Here is a 20,382-nt window from a genome sequence, read left to right on the forward strand (position 1 = left end):
TCTCGAAACTCAGTGGATGGTGTGGGCGGTGAGCAACGCGAGGATTCCCTCGACCGCCTGCTCGAAAGGCGTTGCGCTGTCGGCGGCCCGGGCCAGGACGTACCCGCCCTGCAACGCGGCGACGATCGCCGCCGCCGTGGCCGCCGGGTCCAGGGCCGGACTCAGCTCGCCGGTGTCCAGGCCCTCGGTCAGCACGCCGGCCAGGCGGGTGCACAGCCAGGTCAAGGTCTCCCCGACCGGCTCGCGGAGGGCGGGTGCGGCCATCACGTCCGGATCTTGAGTCAGCCCACCGATCGGGCAGCCCTTCAGGATGTCGCGCTCGCGGCGCAGATAGGCCGAAATACGTTGAAGCGCAGTGCCTGAACCGGAAAGCTGCACGTCTACACCGGCACGCAGCTCCGCAGCCGTCCGATCGAGCGCGGCACGCGCCAGCTCCTCCTTGCCGGCGAAGTGGTGGTACATACTGCCCTGGCCGGCTCCGGCCCGCTGCTGAATCGCTTTCGGGCTGGTACCCACATAGCCCCGTTCCCACAGCAATGCCTGCGTGCTCTTGACGAGGTTGTCTCGAGTGCTCATGCAAGAGACTATACATACTAGTAGGTACAAATCGAGTGGACGGGTTTGCTGAGGGGCGTCCTGCGCATATCGTGCGTTCGGCAACTTGCCCGAGCAATCCCTTTGCCCCGGATAACAGTCTGTTATCCGGGGTATCGACGGAATCGGCCTGCGGCGATCCCGCCGCGGTGCATGCACGAAGCGCCCCGTTATCCGGGGCAAGCCCGGAAGGCGATGACGATGGCGGGCACCATCGAGCGGCTTGGCGCCACGGATTCGACGGAAATGGGATCGGACTGGCTGAACGCCGAAGGGCGGGAGAGGAAGCGATCTTCAGTGGACGGCTCGTGGGGCCACCACATCTGGCGTCGCCCGCGGTGCTCGACTCTTGCTCCCGGTGGTCCGCGATAAGCGCTACGGTGAAAGTTGTTCGTACACCACGGGCACGAATCCCGAACGGACGCTTGCGCGGTCACTGACTGACGCTATGAAATCGAGTGAGGAAGTACCCATGATCCTGAATATGCACCATGACCACGGACGAACCCGCCGTGTGCTGATACGCGGCGCCGTTTCGGCCGCGCTCGCACTAACGCCGACTGCAGTCCTGGTAGCGCCCGCGCTCGCTGCTCCGGTGGTGCTCGAGCCCGCCGACCAAATTGAGACATCCACCGATCAGACCGAAACAGTCGACAGCTACGGCGATCCCATTCACCGCGGCGGCCGGGGCAACGGTTGGGGCCGTGGGTGGCGCAGCGGATCCGCCGGAGGTTCGTTCTGAGCCAGCGCGGTGCGACTTCGGCCACCAATTAGACAGAGGTGGCCGTAAGGTCTCGCCGCAATGCTTATATTGCGGCGGGGCCAGAACGCGCATGGTCACGCTGACGCTCCTGTCGCTCCAGATTCCGAGCGGAATGCGCGCTCGGATCGAGGACGCCACATCTTGGTCCCGCTCCCGATCGGCGTCACCTCCACCTCGCACAGGCCGAGCTCCTCATGCGGCTACTTGCCGCCCGCGGAAAGGGCGGCACCGCGTTCACGTTGTTGCACGCTCGCGGAGCGGGATCTCCAAGTGGACCGTCTGAAATCCGGGCCCGCTGTGCCGCGCGTCGTGGACGATATGGCCGTGGGTACGCCAGAATTCGAGGGCTCCTGGCGTCCTGGCGTCGGTGTGCAGGTAAAGGCGGTCGAAATCCGGGGATTCGGTGACGAATTCGATCGCCGCGAGGACAAGTCGGCTGGCGAGTCCGCGCCGGTGGTGTTCGGGCCGTACATAGACGCGGAACAACTGAGCTGTGCGTGGGTCGGGGTATCGCTCGGCGAGCCACCGCGGGTGCGGCGGGTGGCGCGGGCCCTGGGCGCGGATCGCTGTGGTGGCGACGATCCGGCCCTCGTGTTCGGCGACCCAGAGCCGGTTGCGGGGATGGCGCAGGTACGTGGACTCCGGATCGATCACATCGGCGTGGTATTCGGGCAGGTAGCCTATGCCGAACACCTGGTAGAAGGTGTCGAGCATGACGCTGCGGGCGCCGTCGACATCGCTCGCGTCGGCCAGGCGAAGTCTGTAATCGGTAGTGGGTACGGTCATCGCAGTGCTCCCAGTTCATGGTCGAGGATTTCGACTCCCTCCACGGCGACCGGTCCCGGGCCGGTGTACCCGAACGGAAGGCCGATCATGCGGTTGTCTCGGATGGCTCGCAGGACTGCCAGTTGGGGCCGGTCACATAACGCATGCCGGACGGATTCGGTCGTCTGCTCACCCTGGGTGAGCAAGATGAGGATGTTCGGATCCCGGTCGATGAGGGTCTCGATATTGATTTCCGAGTAGCGGACATCACTGTCGCCGAAAACGTTGTCCAGGCCCAGTATTCGCATCTGGGCCGCCACGGTGCTGGTGCGGCCATAGGCACTGATCTTGGCTCCGTCGCGGGAGATGATCAGCGCGGCGGCGCGCATAGGGGCGCGAGCCTTGTTGCGGTCGCCCACCGCGGCGACGCGCTGGCGCAGCGATGTGACCTCGGCGTTCGCCGCCGCGCTGGTCCCGAAGAGCTGGCCGTAGAGTTCGATATCGGAGAATATGTCGTCGAAACCGCCTGCTGCGTCGCGGCAGTAACCCCGGGTGACAAGCAGGGGTATGTTTACCTGGGCGAGGTCGTCGGCGGTAACCGCCGCACCTTCGAAGCTGACGACGAGGTCGGGGGCGCGGTTGATGATCTCCTCGCGCGCGAGTTCCCCGGTGCGCGAGGTGGTCTCGATGCCTGCGAGTTCGTCGGCGTATTCGCCGGGTAATGGGGCGGATTCGAAGGTTCGGGTGACGATGCGGTCCGCGGCGCCGGCGGCGGCGACCAGCGGGGCGGCGACCGAGCCGACGGTGACCACGCGCTGCGGCGGTACGTCGAAGGTAACGTCGCGGCCGCAACTGGAGATGGTCATCAGTAATCCTTCTGCGGTCGAGGTTGCGGCCTTGCGCGGACTGCCGCAGCCGGCGAGCAGGGCGGCGGTGAGTAACGCGACGGCTGGCACAATATGCCGCGCGCCGCGGGTCGGACGGGTGGCCATGTTGTCGGGTTTCCTTTCGGGCGAAGCTTTCAGGGCGCTGCACGCTCCGCCGCAGGGAGGGCGAAATTCGCTTTTTTGTGTCAAAGATTAGTGCGGTGACTGTTGGGACCGGCGAACCAGCATGAGCAGCAAGGGTGCGCCGACCACTGCGGTGACGATGCCCAGCGGCAGCTCACGCGGAGCGAAGGCAAGGCGAGCTACCACATCGGCCAGGACCAGGAACAGTGCGCCCAGCAGGGCCGAAACAGGAAGCAGACGGCGATGCCGGGCGCCGACGCACAGCCTCGCGACGTGCGGCACGATGAGGCCCACGAATCCGATCGCTCCCGCCACGGCGACGACCCCACCTACTGCCAACGCGACGATGCCCAGGACGATCATTCGCAGCCGGGCCGGGGAAAGGCCGAGCGCACGCGCCGTGTCGTCGCCGGCGGCGAGCATGTCCAGCCGAGTGGCCAGCAGGACCAGGGCGGTGATCGCCGCGGCGGTGACCGCGGTCGTCGTCCCCACCGAGGGCCAAGCCGCCGATCCGAGAGAACCGAGCAGCCAGAAGAGCACAGTTCGCGCCCCCTCTTGGTCGTCGGAGGCGAAGATGAGGAAGCTGGTCGCGGCGGAGAATAGATAGCCGATGGTGACGCCGCCCAGGAGTAGCCGCAGCGAGGTCATCTGCCCGTTGAGGCGGGCGATGGCGAACAGGAGCGCGGTCGCGACCACGGCACCTGCGAACGCGCTGGCGGCGAGCGCTCCAGAGGCGATGGATACGCCGAACAGCAGAGATACCGCTGCTCCAGTGGAGGCTCCGGAGGTGACTCCGAGGATATGGGGATCGGCGAGGACATTGCGGACCAACGTCTGCAGGACCGCTCCGGCCACCGCTAGGGCGGCGCCGGCCAACGCACCGAGCAGTACACGAGGCACCCGTATCAGCCAGACGATCGAATCCTGAGCGGCAGTCCACTCCGCGGTCGCTGGCATACCGATGGTGTGGTGGCCGATGATCCGGGCGACAGTGAGCGGTGGCACTGATACGGGACCGAGGCCGGTGGCCACGAGGAGCACAAGCGCCAGTCCGGCGCCGAGACCGCTGAGCCACATCAGCAGTCGGGCGCGCTCCCGCGCGTAGTCGAGGTCGTCGACGGATTCCTCCACCGGCAGGGTTGCGCTCATCGGGTGGCCGCCTCTCCGTGGGCCGAATTTCGCTCGATTGGTTCCACCCGGCCGGATTGCGATTCGCGGGGCCCGAACAGGAGTTGCGTTTCGCCGAATGCGATGCAGCGCTGCACGCGAACGCCGTAGACCGGTTCGATGATTTCCGGAGTCAGTACCTGGTCGACCGGGCCCGCGGCTACCACCCGACCACGGTGCAGGAGGACCAGTGCGTCGCAGTAGCGCGCCGCGAGATTCAGATCGTGCAACACGACGAGGGTCGTGGTGTCCTTCAACTGACGGATGAGCCCGAGTAGTTCGTGCTGATATCCGATGTCCAGGTGGTTGGTGGGCTCGTCCAGTAGCAGGTGGTCGGCGTGCTGTGCGAGCGCGCGGGCGATGAGTACCCGCTGGCGTTCACCACCGGACAGATGCGTCACAGGCCGGTCGGCGAGGTGCCTGGCACCGACTCGCTCGAGTGCTGTCGCCGCGATGATGCGGTCGCGACGCGAATAGCCCTGCATCGGACGAGCCCACGGGGCGCGGCCGAGGAGGACAGTGTCGGTGACAGTGGCCGGAGTTTCCGAAGGTGTCTCCTGGGCGACCACCGCGAGCCGCGCGGCGAGGGAACGGCCGCGTATTGACTCGACCGGAACATCGTCGATGCCGACCACGCCCGAATGCGGGCGCAGCGCCCGGTAGATCATGCGGAGAAGGGTGGATTTGCCTGAGCCGTTCGGGCCGATGAGCCCCACGGTGCTGCCCTGTTCCGCGACCAGATCGACGTCGTCGAGCACGAGGTTGCCCCCGTAGGAGAAGAGGATGCCGGCGGCGCTGATCATCGGGCGACCGCCACGGCTACGGGGATGTTCATCGCTGGGTATCGCCTTTCGTCGTGAACTGTTCTGGAGGCGGTGAGGTTTCGGCGACCGACAGGAAACCACGCCGACGGAGGGCGAGGATCCCCATCAGGGCGGCAGTGAAACCCCAGAAACGGACGTCGGTGAACACACGGCCGAGATCAGCGCTCAGCGCGGTGCCGCGGGCGGTTACGGGCCGCGCGGGCAGCAGCAACAGTTGGGCGAGGGTCAGCGTCGCGAACACGGCGGCCGCGGCGGCCGCGGTGAGCCGGAAGCCGGCGCCTATCAGTAGCGCCCCGACCAGCGGACCCACCGCCGAGCCAATGTTCCCCATCACGTTGAACAGGGCGAACGCATGCGCGGACCGGTTGCCGCTGTCCCGGGCGATATACGCGCGGACAGCCGGGTTGAACAGCGCACCGGCGAATCCGGTGAGCACGGAGCCGAGCAGTACCACCGGCAGCGAACCGCCGACGGCGAACGACACCAACCCGACCGACCGTATCCCGGCTCCGACGATGATCACACCGCGTGCGCCGAGCCGGTCGGAGGCCGATCCACCCACCAGGAACAAACCCTGCTGACTGAGGTTACGGACGCCGAGTACCACCCCAACCACGGTGGCCGAGAGGGCCAGATCGGTGAGCAGGTAATCGGCCAGGAACGGCACCAGCATGTAGAAACCGATATTGCCGAGCAGATGGTTCATCAGCAGGAGCCGCACGGACAGTGGAAAGCTCCCGAAGAAACCGACACGGTTCATCAACCGGCCTCGCGCGGAGTCGAACTGGCCGAGGCAGGCCGGGAACCCGATCGAACGGTGGAGGCAGCGGCCGCGCACAGATTGCACATGCGAAACAACGGCTCGAAGTCAATGATCACGGTATCCGGCACAACTCCGGTGAAACGGACTTCCCACAGCAAACCTCCAACTCCGAACAGATAACGATAACCGTTTGCTGTTAGCTTCGGAAAGCACATCCACGACGCTGACTGGACGGCATGAAGACGTGCATATCCCGGCAGCTGGCGGCGCGATCCGGTCGCCGTTCTCGACAGCCGTGGTGTCGAGGCCGCCGGTGACCACCGCGCTCTCCCGGCCCAGCCCGAGAGCGGCCAACCCCGGGTGAAGCGACGGCAGGGATGGCTCATCGGCACCCGCTGGAGGTCCTCGTATAACACTCGCAAGCCAACTGCTTATTGGAACCTCAGCCTGTTCCGTAGTAGACCCGGCGACTCACGCCGCGGTGAGCACCCGGGCGATGACCGGCGGGATATTGCGCAGCACCGGTGTGCGCTCGAAGACCGGCAGCAGCACCGCGAGCGGACCGCGCGGCGGCCCGAAGTTACCCACCTCGACGTACTTGATGCGCGGACTCCAGCCACACAGGAGCGCCGAGAGGTCGTCGCGTTTGATCCCCCACGGCATCGGCGGGGCCGTATAGTTCCTGGTCTTGGCGAACCCTTTCATCGTCTTGCGGGAGAACCACGGCGGAATCGCGTCGAACATCAGCTGCACACCGGGAAGCCGGCCCACGATCGCGGTGACAAGTGTGCGCACATCAGGCTCGTCGAAGTACATGAACAGGCCCTGCGCGGTGATGAAGACCGGTCCGGGCGAGATGTGGTCGAGCCACGCCAGATCTAATGCGCTGCAGGCGATATGGCGGCATCGCGGTCCGGCGGGCAGGAAACGTTCCCGCACCGCGATCGACTCTTCGACATCGACGCACACCCAGTTGACGGTCCCGTTGTCGCAGCGCTGGAACTGGGTCTCCAGGCCCGCCCCGAGTTCCACGACCGTCCCAGAGGGATTTTCGGCGAGCCAGCCACACACGGCGTCGTCGAAGATTCGGGCGCGTTGGGCATGGGTTCCGTCCGGCTTACCGAAGTTGTGCTGGTAGTCGTAGGCGATCGAGTCGTAGATCCGGACGCAATCGGCATCGTGCAGTATCCCGCCGCTTCGCGTGGCTTCGGCGGCGCGGTTGTGCAGCGTCCACAGCATCGTTTCGGGAACACCGGTCAGCTCGACCTCATTCGACATAGGACACTCCATGCTCGGTTCGGGCTCGGATCTTCTCGGCTCGGTTGTACTCACACCGCTACCTCACTCCAGTAGATTAGATCGGTGTTCTAATTTCCGAGGCTACAGTTAGGGTTGCCTTATGTCCAGAGTTAGGCGTGAGTATCGGACTGGTATGACGCGCGACGCAATCGTCACCGCGGCAGTCGATTTGACCCGCACCAACGGGCTCGACGGCTGGAGCCTGCGCGGCCTCGCCGCCCATCTCGATACCTCACTGTCGGTGATCTACCACCACCTCGGCGATCGCGACCGAGTGACCGCGGCGGTGGCCGAGCGGGTCTGGACGATGATCGAGGTGCCACTGGACGAACCTGATTGGCGGCGTTGGCTCTACGGTGTGCTGGCGCCCATGAACGATCACCTCCGGCAGTACCCCGGCGTGGCGGCGTGGTTCCTGCGCAACGGCCCCCAGCTCGAAGTGCTGATGCCTGTCGTCGACGCCGGCGTATCCCGCCTGCTCGAGGCCGGCTTCGGCGATGAGGCCGCCCTTGCCTACACCATGGCCTTCAACACCTGCATCGGACTGATCGCCACCGGCGAACGGTACGTCCGAGGCGACACCGACTCCAGCATGGCGAGCCTGGCCCGAATGCTCGACAGCACTCCCTACGCCGGACCGGGCACCGCACACCTGCGACAGATGGTCGCGCAATATGCCGACGACGGCGAGTCGCGCGACCAGGCCCGCCGCATCCTCTACACCTACGCCCTCGAACGCACCCTCGACGGACTCGAAACCCGCCTACGGCAAGTCGCTGCCACGGATCACTGAACGAGCATTCCGCAACGTCGAGCAGGGCGATCACGAGTGGATCGTGCCTCGCGCTTCATTTCATCGAAACCGCCGATCCATTGAAACCGCGAGCGGCCGGCTTCACCCATAGATCACCGCTGGCGCCACCGATCACGAAGACCTGGATACCAGCCTGCCGGAGCGGCACCTTCGGGATATCGGAGTGAGGGACATGTGCTCGATCCTGTACACGGAATCGATGCCGTCGGCGTAATCATCCGGCGGTCCGTGTGGTCGGCTGCGAATTTCGCTACGGCCTTGATGAAACTCGTTTTCATCTGTAGGAGTGGAGGAGTGACTGCCTCGGAGTTCTACGCACGCACCGCCGAGCTCGTGGCCGTGTTGCTGCCGGAGACATGGCGTGAGTTGGGCCCGGCGCTCGGTGCGGCGCTGGATCGCCTGGATACCGATTCGGGCCCGGTGGTCGATGTTGGGGCTGGTACCGGGGAGGGGGTGCGGGTGGTGGCGGCGACGCTGCCGGAGGCCGAGGTCCTGGCCATAGAGCCGGACCCGGCGCTACGTACTGCGCTACTCGCGGTCGTGGGGGCCGATCCGGATTTGCGGCGGCGGGTGAGCGTGCTGGACAACAATCTGGCCGGAGCTTCACTGCCTGAACAGCTCAGCGCGGTACTGCTGATGAACGTACTGGGGCACTTCTCGGCCGCGGAACGTCTTGCGGTGTGGGACTTGCTCGCTGCGCGGCTCGCGCCGACAGGGCGAGCGATGCTGACTTTGTACCCGCCCACGGTCCCCCAGCATGTTCCGAGTATGCCGATGGCGGAGGCCAGGATCGGGCGCCGTCGCTATACCGGCAGCGCCACGGCAGAGCCGAGTGGACCGGATGCGGTGGACTGGCAGATGAGCTACCGGGTCATGGAGGCTGGTGCCACCGTTGCGGAGTTCACGGCACGCGACCGGTGGGTCGTGGTGACCGCCGAGCAGATCAGCGAGGAGCTACGTCCGCGCGGGTTGACGATCACCGAAACCGCCCCAGATCAGTTCCTTTACGTGGTGACCCGATCGTCCACAACCAGCTGAGCAGGCGCGACCGAGCAGCCGACTCGGACTGCAGGATTGGATTCGGCGGAAAAGTCCCAGGCGCCTACGGGCGCCCTACCTACGTTCGGAGTGTCCACCCGAGGCGATGAGTCCGGCCAGCGGGCCATGTCGATCGATGATGACCTCATCGGCACGCGCATGATTGCGGCACAACGAATGTGGGTCATCTGCGTAACGCGCTCCCGATGATCGAGGTAGCGTTGCGGCCCCGCACGAGCCCCTGCCGCTCAACCTGTAATCGTCTGGCGGTTCACCGCTCCGGGGAGCACAAACAGCACAGACGGCCTTCGCAACCCGCGAGCTGCCCGATCCGCCGGTAGCTCGGTGGCGAGCCTGACCACTGCGGCTTCTGTGCCGGCTGCTCCAGACGCATCCGCCGTGGATGCGTGGCCGCACCAGGGATCCGCACTGCGACTGGACTGGTCTGCTTCGGTCCACCGAGTTCGGCGTTCCGACGGATCTCTGGTGTGAACCGAGGACAATATGACAGTATGCCTTCAAATGAAGGTTGACTGTCAGATTGGAGGACGTGATGCGCACTATCGCGCTCGAGGAGCATTTCGCGACCCCGGCGTTCCTGTCCGGCCCAGGGCATGCGATGGCCGAGCAGGCGCGGGCGGCCGGGGGCGGCAGGATCATCGACATGTTGGGCGATCTCGGTGAGGGCCGGATCGCGGCGATGGATCAGGCCGGGATAGACGTGCAGGTGTTGTCGTTGACCGCACCCGGTGTCGAGCAGATGCCACCGCACGATGCCGTTCTGTTGGCCAGGGACACCAACGACCATCTGGCCGCGGCTGTTGATCGGCATCCCGATCGATTCGCCGCGTTCGCCACCGTGGCGACCGCCGCACCGGACAAGGCCGCCGAGGAGTTGGAACGTGTGGTGCGCGAACACGGGTTCAAGGGCGTGTTGATCAACGGTCACACTCAGGGCCGATATCTGGACGACGAGTTCTTCTGGGCGATCCTGGAACGGGCCGAAGCGTTGGGTGTGCCGATCTATCTGCACCCGACACCACCGCCACGGCAGGTGATCGAGGCATCCTATGTCGGAAACTACCCAGGCGAGGTCGCCGATATCCTCGCGACCAGTGCGTGGGGTTGGCATATCGAGACCGCGACCCATGTGCTTCGCATCGTGCTCAGTGGGGCCTTCGACCGCTATCCCGGATTGCAGTTCGTGGTCGGTCACATGGGCGAAGGGCTCTCCTTCATGATGCCGAGATTCGAGCAGATCATGTCCCACGCCGTGAAGCTGGAACGTCCTCTCGGCGCCTACTTCTCGGACAATCTGCACTACACCTTCGCAGCGTTCAACTGGACACCCACGTTCCTCAACCTGCTCCTGCAGGTCGGTGCCGACCGTATCCTGTTTGCGACTGATCATCCGTATGGCTCGATGGAGAACGCGCGGTCTTTCCTGGATCGGCTGCCCGTCAGCCGCTCCGACAGCGAGCGCATCGCGCACGGCAACGCCGAACGCCTGCTGGGTTTTTAACCGTGAGCGGACTGAGGGAGCGGAAGAAAGCGCAGACCCGCCTCACGATTCAGCAGCACGCGTTGCGACTGTTTCGGGAGCAGGGGTACGAGAACACGACGGTCAAGCAGATCGCCGACGCCGCAGACGTCTCCGAAAGCACCTTCTTCCGCTACTTCCCCACCAAGGAAGAACTTGTGCTCTGGGACGACCTCGATCTGTCGTTCGCCGAGCGGTTTCGGGCTCAGCCGACCACGCTGGAGGCGTTCGAGGCGATGCGAACGGCCATGCGCGACACCTTCGCCGAGCTGTCCACGGCGCAACGGCAACATCTACAGGAGCGAGTCGGGCTGATGATGTCCGTACCGCCGCTGCGCGCATCACTGCTGGACCAGCTCATCGGCGCAACCCGGGTGATGTCGGATCTGCTGGCCACGCGATCCGGCACCGACGCTGCGGATCCGGCAGTGCGCGCGGTTGTCGGTGCCATCGTCGGCGCGGGATTCTCGGCTGTCATCGCGGTCCAGGACAATTCCGGTGCCGACTTCACCGAACTACTCGATGAAACACTGAGCAACCTCGCTGCTGTCGTCCCAACACGCGACTGATCAGTCTTCAGGATTTCAGGGCCAACCAGCAGCAACACCACCGACCAGCCGGCCCAACAAGACCGCTCACCCGCCCACCTGAATCGGTGACCCAACGGGGCGATAACCTGCGCGACTTCGTCCCATAACGCGTCCGCGTGTGCTTCGGCCCCGACCATCATGATCACGAAAACATCCGCGTAGCGGACGATTCCTCACTCGGACTACTACGGCCCCTCCGCCCCACCGCGTGGCCATCGACAGACGCCGCGTCGATCCGAACTACAGACCTCGGGAAGAGGGCGATACTCGGGAGCCTTACCAGTGGCCGGAGTCGGCAGTGGCCAGAGGATGTATTCTTCCATTCAAATATTTGAATGGAGTGAAAATGCAGGTTCTGGTAGTTGGTGACGGCGCGCTTGGTCAGGTTTTCGGAATGCGGCTCGGGTTTGGTGGCGCGTCCGTGAGTTATCTGGTCAAGCCCGGACGGACTGGATGGGCCGACACGGGTCGCACGCTGTATCAGCTGCGCTGGCTCGGAGAACCGGTCACCCAGCAGCTGCGGCCCGAGGAGGTGCACGCTGAGATTCCGGACGGGACTTGGGATATGGTCTGGCTGTGCGTGTCCTCGACGGCGCTGCGCGGGTCGTGGTTGTCCGATCTGCGGAATGCGATCGGCGGCGCAACCGTGGTGAGCATCGGTCAGGATCTTCACGACCGCCGCGTACTGGAGGAATTCTGGCCTGCTGAGCAGATCGTGCAGGTTGTGCCGTCCCTGTTCGCCTATAGCGCGCCGTTGGCCGGTGAGGTACCGGCACCGGGGATCGCGTATTGGATGCCACTCGGCTCGACTCTGGAGGTACTCGGTGCCGGGGCCGACCGGACTCGATCCGAGGCGGTGACGACGGTTCTGAGGGCCGGTGGCCTGCGTGCCCGGCTTACCACTCGGGCCGGTGCTGGCGAGGGCATCGCTGCACTGACCGTGCCCTACATCGCGGCCCTGGAGGTGGCGAGCTGGTCGTTGCCTACTCTGCGCTCCGAGGTCGGTCCGGCGGCCGAAGCCAGCGCTGAAGCGTCGGCGATCGTGGCCGCGCAGACCGGAGTACGCCAGCGTCGCGCGCCGAAGTTTGTGGTGAAGATGACGCTGCGGTTGTTGCCTGTCCTGACCCCGTTCGACATGGCCCGGTACCTGGAAGCCCATTTCATCAAGGTGGCCGATCAGACCAGGCTGATGCTCGATGACTGGATCGCCGAGGGGGAGGCCCGTGCGTTGCCGGTGACCCGGCTGCGCGAGCTCCGGAGCAGCCTCCCGGCTCGGGCGACGATGTGACCGCCGCCGAGGACATCCTGGCCACATTCACCGAATGCCAGCCGCTGTTCACCGCACTCGGAGACGACCGACGCCAGGCGATCATCGCCCTGCTGCTGAAAGCTGGAGGGAAGTCCAGCGTGGGAGAGATCGCCGCGCAGCTTGCCCTCTCCCAACCAGCGGTCTCGCATCACCTGAAGATTCTGAGAGCAGCGCGACTGCTCACCGTCGAACGCCAAGGCACGCTTCGGCTGTACGCCCTGAATAGCGACCAACTCGTTGGCATCTTGGCCCCGCTGCGCGAGCTCGTAGACCAGATCACCTCCTGCTCAAACACGTGAGTGACTTTTACGCTCGGCCGCTGCCGCACGCGCGATATGCGGCCTACGAGCGGGTATTCGCCTGGTGCTGAGTTTGTCGCGTGTCAGCGCCGTCCCCGGAAGGTGCGGCGTAGGTCACCGGTCCATTGGTCGGGGATTTCCCAGGGAATGAAGTGGCCTCCGTGGTCGTGGACGGTGAGGTTGACGTGGTTGTACCACTGGGCGCGGTCGCCGTCGCGGAAGTGTTCGACGCGTTGGGCGGTGCTGATGCCGGGTGGGTTCTCGTAGCCGACGAACGTGATGCCGGTGGGGGCCTGCACGACCGGAAGGCGGTCGTGGGAAGGCGTCCAGGGATAGCGGTTGTGGTTCGCGTAGAAGCGTATCGAGGTGCCGATGGTGTTGGTGGCCCAGTAGATCGTGGCGTGCGTGAGGAGATCATCTCTGCTGAACACGGTTTCGATGTCGCCGCCGTTGTCGCTCCATTTGTACCAACGTTCCAGGATCCATGCCAGCATGCCCGCCGGGGAATCGGTCAGGGCGTGGGCGAGGGTGCTGGGGGCGAGGAGGTGTGCGGCCAAGTGGACGGCGAAACGCTTGTCCAGCTCCACGATTCGTGCACGTACTTCGGCGGGCAGGCCGTCGGGAATGGGCAGTCCGCCGCTGAAGTCCCAGGCACGATCGCCGTTGAACAGGGTGAGCTTCAGTCCGGATCCGATGTGGATGGCATACAACTCGTCGGCGTATTTGTGGCCGAGCTGGGCGGTGACCAGCGCGCCCACGTCGCAGCCGGCGGCACCGTATTTCTCGTAGCCCAGAACATCGGTCATGAGCGTGTGCCAGAGGTCGGCGACCTTCCAGAAGTTCACATCCGGGCGGCTGGTCAGCGGGCTGGAGAACCCGAATCCGGGAACCGAGGGCATGATCACGTCGAACGCCTCGGCCGGATCACTACCGTGCGCCCCCGGGTCCGCCAGCAAGTCGGCGACCTTGGACCAGTGCCAGAACGTCCAGGGCCAACCATGTGTCAAAATCAGCGGCGTCGGATCCGGCCCGACGCCGGGCCTGCGCATGAAATGCACTGGCACACCGTCGATTTCGACCTTGAAATGCTGGTAGGTGTTGATCTCGGCCTCGGCTGCGCGCCAGTCGTATCCGCTGCGCCAGTAGTCCACGAGCTCCTGGAGATAGCCGCGAGGCACGCCGTAATACCAGTCTTCATTGCCGACATCGTCGGGCAGGCGGGTCAGATCCAGGCGCTGCCGGAGGTCGGTGAGCACGCTGTCGGAGACGTGAATCTTCGTCGGCGTCAAGGGGAACGGTCGGGCATCGTCGGTTCCGTCGCTCATCTGGCCTCCTGAGCTGTTTGAGTCCCAATTTACATAAGTAGCTTATTTAAGCAATTTTTATAAGTCCAAGATATAGTTGCTCGAGTGGACGACATCGACGATTTCGACGTGGACGCCTTCGCCGCGGTGATCGAGGACTTCGTCCGCGTCTACATCCGTATCCCGGTACAGGAGAAGCTGCCGTTCACCACACTGTCGGTGCTCGACACCCTCGCTCACCGGGGCCCTGCGCGGCTGACCGATCTGACCGAGACCGAGCAGCTCACCCAGCCGGGCATCACTCAACTCATCTCCCGCTTGGAGCGCGACGGGCTGGTGCTGCGCCGCGGTGACCCTGGCGATGGACGGGCCGTGATCGTGCACCTCACCGAGGCGGGCCGGCAGGTGCGGCAAACCCGCCACGACGACCGGGTCCGGTACCTGGTTCCGATGGTCTCCGAGTTGAGCCCCGCACACCGTCGGGCACTCGCCGCCGCGCTGCCCGCCGTCGCCCGGCTCACCCAGCTGGAGCGAGAGCGGTGACACGCAGGATCTACCCGGCGACCTACTGCTCCCCCATCGCTAGAGGACAGGGTTCCGGCACCGAACACCGCAGTCAGCGGCAGCTGCTTGTGGTAGTCGATCAGTGCGTACGCCAGCAGCACGGTGATCAGGTCGCGTTTGAGTTCCAGTGTGCGGGTTTGCTTTCCGGTGGGTAGATGGGTGGGATCGTATGCTTCCGGCGCCGGCGCGGACATCACCGGCCGTTCTCACGGAACGGCCCCGGCCGCAGCGGCCCTTCTCTTCAACCCAAGTGACGCAGCAGCCGCAGTGACCGGCCGCTCACGACGGCCGCACTGCCGGGGTGCCCGGTCCTGGGTGACTTCCCGCCGCTTTTACCGCTGCCGGACTTGGCCGCGCTCGACTGAGTACGGGGAGGCGAATCCGGACTCGCCATGTTGCTTTCAGGCAGTGACACTTTGTGTCAGTTGTGGCAGTTGCGGTGGGATTGCAGGGCTGTGGCGAGGTCCGGATGGGGATTGGTCAGCCACCGCGCCTGCGCTGGCAGGCCAGTCGCAGTACTGGCCAGTCTGGTTCCAATTCAGGCCGTCCGGACACCTGTGAACGGTCGGGACGTTGTTCGAGCACTGAACGTACTTTGTCACGTCCCCGGGGAAAGGGAAGAGTCCGTCGGGCTGGGGACAGTCGAAGGTCGCGACGTCGAGTTCGGGGCCTTCCGCGAGGGCGGAGGACGAGCCGGCGAGCGTGAGGCCGGAACCGAGCAGCGCGACGGCGGGTAAAGCCAGAATGCGGGTGAGTCGCACTGTTGTCTCCTTCGGGTGAGCGTCAGGGCCGCTCGCATCATGGCATGGGCTGGGAGGACGCACGCGTGGACGCGCCGACCTCGCCGCAACCCCGGCACGCATCGCCGAAAGCACGCCAGAACCACAACGAATACTGGGCCCGAGGTACACAACCACCATCCCTACAACCCGCACATGAAGGACGCCATCATCCCGAGAACTCGCCACTTCACAATGAGAAACGTTGACCATCAAGAACTCCGCGGGGGGGGCGATCAGCGCTCGTAGTGTGCGGGAGCAGATAGCTGATCCGGCGCCACCACGCAGTCAACGCTCGTTCGTCGCACCCTTTGCGATCTGCGCCACCAACTCCCTCCGCCACGCAGTACGCGGGCATCCTCGGATTAGCAATGGTAGGGAATGGGGCGGGGATTTCAGATGGGTCAACACTGCGACTTCTAGAGGTCGGCGAAATCGCGTAGAATGCGAGCAGGTCGGGACAGTATCTGGAGCCCTATCATGACCGAAAGAAAGAATTCACACACGAAGTTCGCCCGGTTGGCGGCTGCCACCGGTATAGCCGCGGTTGCTGCGATTCCGGTCGTCGCGGCTGCGGCGCAAGCGCCTACCGCGCACGCAACGACACCCACGTCTGCAACCCAACTCGTCGACAACCCTGGTTGGGGTGGCGGCGGCCCTGGTTGGGGTGGCGGCGGCCCTGGTTGGGGTGGCGGCGGCCCTGGTTGGGGTGGCGGCCCCGGCTGGGGTAGCGGCCCCGGCTGGGGATGGAATCCCGGCTGGTGGAATTGGTGGAACCCACCCGGCTGGGGTGGCTGGGGTAGCTTCTAGCGCCGGTGACCGAGCCCGGACACGCACAGCGTGCCGGGCTCGGTTGCATCGAGTACCAATCATGTGAAGCCAGGTTCGACCAACCGGGATGGAGCTGGTGACGAGATGAAGATTGTGTGTATCGGTGGCGGGCCAGCGGGCTTGTACTTCGCTATTTCGATGAAGCGGCGCGACCCGGCCCATGACATTACGGTGATCGACCGCGATCCCCCAGGGTCCACCTATGGCTGGGGCGTCGTCTACTGGGACGACCTGCTCGACATTCTGTATCGGAATGACCCCGACAGCGCCCAGGCGGTGCGTGCCGGGTCGGTCCTATGGCGCGAACAGGCAATCCATGTGCGCGACGACCAGACCGCGCATTTCGGGGGCTACGGGTTCAGCATGGGGCGCGCGGCATTGCTCGACGTACTTTCCCGACGGGCGAGCGACCTGGGCGTCGATGTCCAGCACGGGCGAGAGGTCCACGATCTGTCCGGCTTCGACGACATCGATCTCATCGTCGCCTCCGACGGCGCCAACAGCGGGCTACGGCAGCTGGGTAATCATCGTTTCGGCACGTCCGTCACACTGGGCGAGAATCGATATATCTGGCTCGGTACGGACAAGGTCTTCACCCGATTTACCTTCGCCTTCGAACACACCTCGGCCGGTTGGATCTGGTTCCATGCCTACCCGTCGGTTGCCGAAAAAATCAGCACCTGCATCGTTGAGTGTCAACCGCAGACTTGGCATGGACTGGGATTCGATTCCCTGGACAACCTGGAGAACTTGCGGGTTCTGGAAAACATATTCACACGCCTTCTCGACGGTCACTCGTTGATCAGCAAGACACGAGGCGAGTTCGCAAGGTGGAGCCGCTTTTCCGAGGTAACCAACAAAACCTGGTATCACCACAACGTGGTGCTGCTCGGCGATGCAGCGCACACGACGCACTTCACCATCGGGTCGGGCACCCGGTTGGCAATCGTCGACGCCGTCGTGCTCGCACAGAACCTGTACGAGCATGCCGAGGTCGCCGACGCGCTGGAGAACTACGCTGCGCAGCGGCGCGCTGCGCTGCGCCCGGTACAGGCCGCCGCCCGTACCAGTATGATCTGGTTCGAACACGCCGACCGGTATCTCGACCGCAGCGCCGTGCAGTTCGCCTATGCGATGGCGGCCCGGCACGGGCTACAAATGCCGTGGCAGTATCAGCTACACCTGCTCACACAGGTACCCACTGTGCGCAAGATCCGGGGTGCCATCGACTCCGGACAGCGGTGGTGGCGGGCTGCCCGACGGGGGGAACTCGCGATGGCCCTGCCGCCGGTGCGCCGGTAAAGGAATTCGGCCGACTTCACCCCGCTGCCGGGCTGGTGCCGGTGCAGCATCCCCTCCAGGGCGACGAAGACATACCCGTACTCGTCGAGGTATCCCGAGTCGCCCTGCTGGCACCTCGACTCCCCCGCCATCGACGATCTGCACCTGGAAGCCTGGTACCGGCACGGTAGGCGAGCCGGCCTTGACGGGCATCGGGTCCAGGCCACGCAGATTCGCCGCAATGGCCCAGCCGGTTTCGGTCTGCCACCAGTGATCGATGAGGGGCGCGGTCGCCCATTCATAGGTATCGGGATCCAATCGCTCACCGGCGGCGAACAGCGACCGCAGCGACGAGACGTTGTACTCCGCGAGCAGCTCAGCGTTCGGATCGGGCTTGCGAATCGCTCGAATGGCGGTCGGTGCGGTGAACATCGATCGCACGCCGTAGTCGCTGATCAAGCGCCAGAACGCCCTGGAATCGGGAGTGCCGACGGGCTTGCCCTCGTACAGGATGCTCGTCGCTCCGGCGAGCAGTGGGCCGTAGACGATGTACGAATGCCCGACGAACCAGCCGACGTCGCACCACAGGCTCCTCGCTCGCTGGAAGGCTCACTTGCCATCCTGCGGCTCTGCGTTTATATTATAGTCATAATCTAATCTACTCGGGAGTCCTGGATGGCAACAGCTCGGCAGGTGGCGCTTCTGATGGATGCGTCCTCAGGCATCGGGAAAGGAGTGCCCTAGCGCTGGCCGATGTAGGTTTCGAAGTGGTCGGAACCCGCTGGAACACAGCGGGCGTCGGACCTCGTGACGGTGTGATGTTTCTTGATCTCGACGCCGTCGTCGCCGAGCAGATCGTCGCGACAGCCACCGACCGGAAACCGAAGCCGCAGTACACCGCGGGCTCAATCGCCCGACGTGGTAGAGCGCTGCGCCGCATCGCCCGGACCTTCGACCAGTAGATCCGCAAGCTCAACCGGCTGACCAGCTGACGACCGCCGGCCAGGTTTACGTCGTCCAGGACCGAACGCCTACATCAACCGTCGCACTCGGATCGATCAGCATGCTTTCCCAACTCACCAGGAGCCTTCCATGGACCTCGCCACCAGCACTGTTCTTGTCACCGGAGCCAACCGGGGCTTCGGCCGAGCGCTCGCCGTCGAGCTGCTCAGTCGCGGCGCCGCGGTCTACGCCGGAGCCCGCAATCCCGACCAGGTCGACCTGCCGGGCGCCGAGCCGATCACGCTCGATATTACCGACCCCGCCTCCGTCGCGGCCGCAGTCAAGGCCACTGGCGACGTGACGGTCCTGATCAACAACGCCGGCTCACCCCCTGGCGCCGACCTGCTCACGGGCGACCTGAACGACATCCGCCTGGAGATGGACACCCACTTCTTCGGCACCCTCTCGGTGATCCGTGGCTTCGCGCCCCAGATTGCGGCCAACGGCGGCGGTGCAATCCTGAACATCCTGTCTGGCCTATCCTGGGTCAGCTTCCCGGAGGTCGGCGCCTACTGCGCCGCCAAGTCCGCGGAGTGGTCACTCACCAACGCCGTGCGTCTACAGCTCGCCGACCAGGGCATCCGCGTGGCCGGCCTGCACGTCGGCTACATGGACACCGACATGGTCCGGACCGTTACCGAGGCCAAGTCGGACCCTGCGGACATCGCCCGGATCGCCGTCGACGGCATCGCGACCGGCGCCTACGAGATCCTCGCGGACAACGCCTCCCGCCAAGCGCAGACCGCACTGGCCGCAGGCGTCACGGCGCTCTACCCACAGCTGCCCTGAATGGCAGTCGCTCAAGGGGTCCACACCAAAGCCCATGGATGCCGGTGCTCGACTACACAACACACATCATCAACGCCGGATACTTCTCGGTTTACATGGTGTATTGGGTGACGTACCGCCACACGACGAAGTACGCCGATCGGTATACATCGGGGTCAATGGTGCACCGATCATCGGGCCCGAGCAGCCTCACCAGTAGACGTTCGACGACGAGAGAAGAGAACACATGCCTTCCGTATTGATTACCGGCGCCAGTAGGGGGATCGGTCTGGCGATCACCGAGCACATGAGCGGACGAGGTTGGGAGGTGTATGCCACGGCTCGATCCGATGCCGCCCTGGAAAGTCTCGATCGCTTACCCAATGTGCACGCGATTTTTCTCGACATCACCGACAGGTCCGCCATCGCTGCGCTTCCTGATCGACTCCCTGCTGAACTGAACGGCGTTGTCAACAACGCCGGCATCATCGTGAACGGACCGGTGGAGGGATTGGCCCTCAATGAGTTGTCACGGCAACTCGACGTCAACGTGACGGCCCAGATCGGAGTGACGCAGGCGGTGCTGCCGAAAATACGTGAAGCACGTGGACGGGTGGTTTTCATGTCATCGGTCAGTGGGTTGATCACCACGCCGGGGACCGGCGCCTACAGCGCATCGAAGTATGCAGTCGAGTCCTTGGCCGATGCACTCCGGATGGAGCTGCGCCCATGGCGGATCCCCGTCTCGCTCATCGAGCCCGGGCCCACCCGTACCGACATGTGGGGGAGCATGCTCGACGACCACGACCGCATGACCGCGCAACTGACCGACGAGCATCGCGAACTGTACGCATCACACCTTGCTGGGACTCGGAAGCTGCTGGGCCGCATGCAAAAGCTCGCGGGCGATCCCCAGAAGGTCGTGAAGGCCGTCGACCACGCGCTGACATCGAAGCGCCCGAAGCGTCGATACCTGTGCGACAACGCCAGTCGGGCGCAGAAGTTCCTTGTCGCGATCACTCCTACGGCCGTCAACGACGCGGTCCTATCAGCGGCCACCACGTCGAAGTGAGTCCTC

The 20,382-nt window shown here is 64.8% G+C and carries 21 protein-coding genes and 1 pseudogene; 12 read left to right on the forward strand and 10 right to left on the reverse strand.

The window, feature by feature from the left end:
- Positions 1 to 9: 9 nt before the first annotated feature.
- From AB0H00_RS22730 to AB0H00_RS22760, 7 genes are all read right to left on the reverse strand, one after another.
- A complete protein-coding gene (locus AB0H00_RS22730) occupies positions 10 to 576 on the reverse strand; it encodes a TetR/AcrR family transcriptional regulator (RefSeq protein ID WP_357269353.1) in 567 nt (188 codons plus the stop codon).
- Positions 577 to 1,591: 1,015 nt separating this feature from the next.
- On the reverse strand, positions 1,592 to 2,143 hold the full coding sequence (locus AB0H00_RS22735) for a GNAT family N-acetyltransferase (RefSeq protein WP_357269356.1): 552 nt from the start codon (positions 2,141 to 2,143) through the stop codon (positions 1,592 to 1,594).
- On the reverse strand, positions 2,140 to 3,114 hold the full coding sequence (locus AB0H00_RS22740; protein WP_357269359.1) for an ABC transporter substrate-binding protein: 975 nt from the start codon (positions 3,112 to 3,114) through the stop codon (positions 2,140 to 2,142). Before AB0H00_RS22740 ends, AB0H00_RS22735 begins: the two co-directional genes overlap by 4 nt.
- Before the next feature lie 87 nt (positions 3,115 to 3,201).
- A complete protein-coding gene (locus AB0H00_RS22745) occupies positions 3,202 to 4,281 on the reverse strand; it encodes an iron ABC transporter permease (protein WP_357269362.1) in 1,080 nt (359 codons plus the stop codon).
- The gene (locus AB0H00_RS22750; protein WP_357269365.1) at positions 4,278 to 5,102 is read right to left on the reverse strand and encodes an ABC transporter ATP-binding protein; all 825 of its coding nucleotides are present in this window, start codon (positions 5,100 to 5,102) and stop codon (positions 4,278 to 4,280) included. The genes AB0H00_RS22745 and AB0H00_RS22750 overlap by 4 nt, the downstream gene beginning before the upstream one ends.
- 28 nt (positions 5,103 to 5,130) lie before the next feature.
- Entirely contained in the window at positions 5,131 to 5,883 is a 753-nt protein-coding gene (locus tag AB0H00_RS22755; protein WP_357269368.1) for an MFS transporter, read from the reverse strand.
- A 474-nt stretch (positions 5,884 to 6,357) separates the two neighbouring features.
- Positions 6,358 to 7,164: a class I SAM-dependent methyltransferase gene (locus tag AB0H00_RS22760; RefSeq protein ID WP_357269371.1), complete on the reverse strand. Its 807-nt coding sequence runs from the start codon at positions 7,162 to 7,164 to the stop codon at positions 6,358 to 6,360.
- A 154-nt stretch (positions 7,165 to 7,318) separates the two neighbouring features.
- Here AB0H00_RS22760 and AB0H00_RS22765 point away from each other — a divergent pair, with 154 nt between their 5' ends.
- The 6 genes from AB0H00_RS22765 to AB0H00_RS22790 all read left to right on the forward strand — a co-directional run bounded on the left by AB0H00_RS22765 (position 7,319) and on the right by AB0H00_RS22790 (position 12,775).
- Positions 7,319 to 7,978, forward strand: a complete 660-nt coding sequence (locus AB0H00_RS22765; protein WP_357269374.1) for a hypothetical protein — start codon at positions 7,319 to 7,321, stop codon at positions 7,976 to 7,978.
- Positions 7,979 to 8,293: 315 nt separating this feature from the next.
- Positions 8,294 to 9,037 carry a class I SAM-dependent methyltransferase gene (locus AB0H00_RS22770; protein ID WP_357269377.1) on the forward strand — a complete coding sequence of 248 codons (744 nt, stop codon included), beginning with the start codon at positions 8,294 to 8,296 and terminating at the stop codon, positions 9,035 to 9,037.
- Between the two features lie 553 nt (positions 9,038 to 9,590).
- Positions 9,591 to 10,559, forward strand: coding sequence for an amidohydrolase family protein (locus AB0H00_RS22775; protein ID WP_357269379.1), 969 nt, complete (start codon positions 9,591 to 9,593; stop codon positions 10,557 to 10,559).
- A gap of 2 nt (positions 10,560 to 10,561) precedes the next feature.
- Positions 10,562 to 11,146 (forward strand): TetR family transcriptional regulator, encoded by a 585-nt coding sequence (locus tag AB0H00_RS22780; protein ID WP_357269382.1) that lies wholly within the window; start codon positions 10,562 to 10,564, stop codon positions 11,144 to 11,146.
- A gap of 442 nt (positions 11,147 to 11,588) precedes the next feature.
- The gene (locus tag AB0H00_RS22785) at positions 11,589 to 12,455 is read left to right on the forward strand and encodes a hypothetical protein (RefSeq protein ID WP_357269385.1); all 867 of its coding nucleotides are present in this window, start codon (positions 11,589 to 11,591) and stop codon (positions 12,453 to 12,455) included.
- Positions 12,452 to 12,775, forward strand: coding sequence for a metalloregulator ArsR/SmtB family transcription factor (locus AB0H00_RS22790; protein WP_357269387.1), 324 nt, complete (start codon positions 12,452 to 12,454; stop codon positions 12,773 to 12,775). Before AB0H00_RS22785 ends, AB0H00_RS22790 begins: the two co-directional genes overlap by 4 nt.
- An 83-nt stretch (positions 12,776 to 12,858) precedes the next feature.
- Here the strand turns inward: AB0H00_RS22790 and AB0H00_RS22795 are convergent, their stop codons facing one another.
- Positions 12,859 to 14,100: an epoxide hydrolase gene (locus AB0H00_RS22795; protein ID WP_357269390.1), complete on the reverse strand. Its 1,242-nt coding sequence runs from the start codon at positions 14,098 to 14,100 to the stop codon at positions 12,859 to 12,861.
- 84 nt (positions 14,101 to 14,184) lie between these two features.
- Between AB0H00_RS22795 and AB0H00_RS22800 the strand changes: the two genes are divergently transcribed.
- Entirely contained in the window at positions 14,185 to 14,622 is a 438-nt protein-coding gene (locus tag AB0H00_RS22800) for a MarR family transcriptional regulator (RefSeq protein WP_357269393.1), read from the forward strand.
- A gap of 422 nt (positions 14,623 to 15,044) precedes the next feature.
- On the opposite strand, the gene AB0H00_RS22805 is transcribed toward AB0H00_RS22800, so the two are convergent.
- Complete coding sequence (locus AB0H00_RS22805; RefSeq protein ID WP_357269396.1) at positions 15,045 to 15,635, reverse strand: carbohydrate-binding module family 14 protein; 591 nt, start codon at positions 15,633 to 15,635, stop codon at positions 15,045 to 15,047.
- A 267-nt stretch (positions 15,636 to 15,902) separates the two neighbouring features.
- Between AB0H00_RS22805 and AB0H00_RS22810 the strand changes: the two genes are divergently transcribed.
- Positions 15,903 to 16,232: a hypothetical protein gene (locus tag AB0H00_RS22810; protein ID WP_357269399.1), complete on the forward strand. Its 330-nt coding sequence runs from the start codon at positions 15,903 to 15,905 to the stop codon at positions 16,230 to 16,232.
- Positions 16,233 to 16,391: 159 nt separating this feature from the next.
- Positions 16,392 to 17,555, forward strand: coding sequence for an FAD-dependent monooxygenase (locus tag AB0H00_RS22815; RefSeq protein WP_357269403.1), 1,164 nt, complete (start codon positions 16,392 to 16,394; stop codon positions 17,553 to 17,555).
- 102 nt (positions 17,556 to 17,657) lie between these two features.
- On the opposite strand, the pseudogene AB0H00_RS22820 reads toward AB0H00_RS22815, so the two are convergent.
- A pseudogene (locus tag AB0H00_RS22820) lies at positions 17,658 to 18,113 on the reverse strand (AMP-binding protein); the annotation flags it as partial.
- A gap of 188 nt (positions 18,114 to 18,301) precedes the next feature.
- On the opposite strand from AB0H00_RS22820, the gene AB0H00_RS22825 reads away from it, so the two are divergent.
- From AB0H00_RS22825 to AB0H00_RS22835, 3 genes are all read left to right on the forward strand, one after another.
- Positions 18,302 to 18,496, forward strand: coding sequence for a hypothetical protein (locus AB0H00_RS22825; RefSeq protein ID WP_357269406.1), 195 nt, complete (start codon positions 18,302 to 18,304; stop codon positions 18,494 to 18,496).
- A 130-nt stretch (positions 18,497 to 18,626) separates the two neighbouring features.
- Positions 18,627 to 19,325 (forward strand): SDR family oxidoreductase, encoded by a 699-nt coding sequence (locus AB0H00_RS22830; RefSeq protein ID WP_357269409.1) that lies wholly within the window; start codon positions 18,627 to 18,629, stop codon positions 19,323 to 19,325.
- 226 nt (positions 19,326 to 19,551) lie between these two features.
- A complete protein-coding gene (locus AB0H00_RS22835; RefSeq protein ID WP_357269412.1) occupies positions 19,552 to 20,376 on the forward strand; it encodes an SDR family oxidoreductase in 825 nt (274 codons plus the stop codon).
- Positions 20,377 to 20,382: the final 6 nt, after the last annotated feature.

This window comes from Nocardia sp. NPDC023852 (assembly GCF_040639505.1).
Lineage (GTDB): Bacteria > Actinomycetota > Actinomycetes > Mycobacteriales > Mycobacteriaceae > Nocardia.

Excerpts from the sequence above, each read along its gene's own strand:
- AB0H00_RS22730 (WP_357269353.1), bottom strand. The coding sequence starts at position 576 with ATGAGCACTCGAGACAACCTCGTCAAGAGCACGCAGGCATTGCTGTGG.
- AB0H00_RS22735 (WP_357269356.1), bottom strand. The coding sequence starts at position 2,143 with ATGACCGTACCCACTACCGATTACAGACTTCGCCTGGCCGACGCGAGC.
- AB0H00_RS22740 (WP_357269359.1), bottom strand. The coding sequence starts at position 3,114 with ATGGCCACCCGTCCGACCCGCGGCGCGCGGCATATTGTGCCAGCCGTC.
- AB0H00_RS22745 (WP_357269362.1), bottom strand. The coding sequence starts at position 4,281 with ATGAGCGCAACCCTGCCGGTGGAGGAATCCGTCGACGACCTCGACTAC.
- AB0H00_RS22750 (WP_357269365.1), bottom strand. The coding sequence starts at position 5,102 with ATGATCAGCGCCGCCGGCATCCTCTTCTCCTACGGGGGCAACCTCGTG.
- AB0H00_RS22755 (WP_357269368.1), bottom strand. The coding sequence starts at position 5,883 with ATGAACCGTGTCGGTTTCTTCGGGAGCTTTCCACTGTCCGTGCGGCTC.
- AB0H00_RS22760 (WP_357269371.1), bottom strand. The coding sequence starts at position 7,164 with ATGTCGAATGAGGTCGAGCTGACCGGTGTTCCCGAAACGATGCTGTGG.
- AB0H00_RS22765 (WP_357269374.1), top strand. The coding sequence starts at position 7,319 with ATGACGCGCGACGCAATCGTCACCGCGGCAGTCGATTTGACCCGCACC.
- AB0H00_RS22775 (WP_357269379.1), top strand. The coding sequence starts at position 9,591 with ATGCGCACTATCGCGCTCGAGGAGCATTTCGCGACCCCGGCGTTCCTG.
- AB0H00_RS22795 (WP_357269390.1), bottom strand. The coding sequence starts at position 14,100 with ATGAGCGACGGAACCGACGATGCCCGACCGTTCCCCTTGACGCCGACG.
- AB0H00_RS22805 (WP_357269396.1), bottom strand. The coding sequence starts at position 15,635 with ATGGTCAACGTTTCTCATTGTGAAGTGGCGAGTTCTCGGGATGATGGC.
- AB0H00_RS22810 (WP_357269399.1), top strand. The coding sequence starts at position 15,903 with ATGACCGAAAGAAAGAATTCACACACGAAGTTCGCCCGGTTGGCGGCT.
- AB0H00_RS22815 (WP_357269403.1), top strand. The coding sequence starts at position 16,392 with ATGAAGCGGCGCGACCCGGCCCATGACATTACGGTGATCGACCGCGAT.
- AB0H00_RS22830 (WP_357269409.1), top strand. The coding sequence starts at position 18,627 with ATGGACCTCGCCACCAGCACTGTTCTTGTCACCGGAGCCAACCGGGGC.
- AB0H00_RS22835 (WP_357269412.1), top strand. The coding sequence starts at position 19,552 with ATGCCTTCCGTATTGATTACCGGCGCCAGTAGGGGGATCGGTCTGGCG.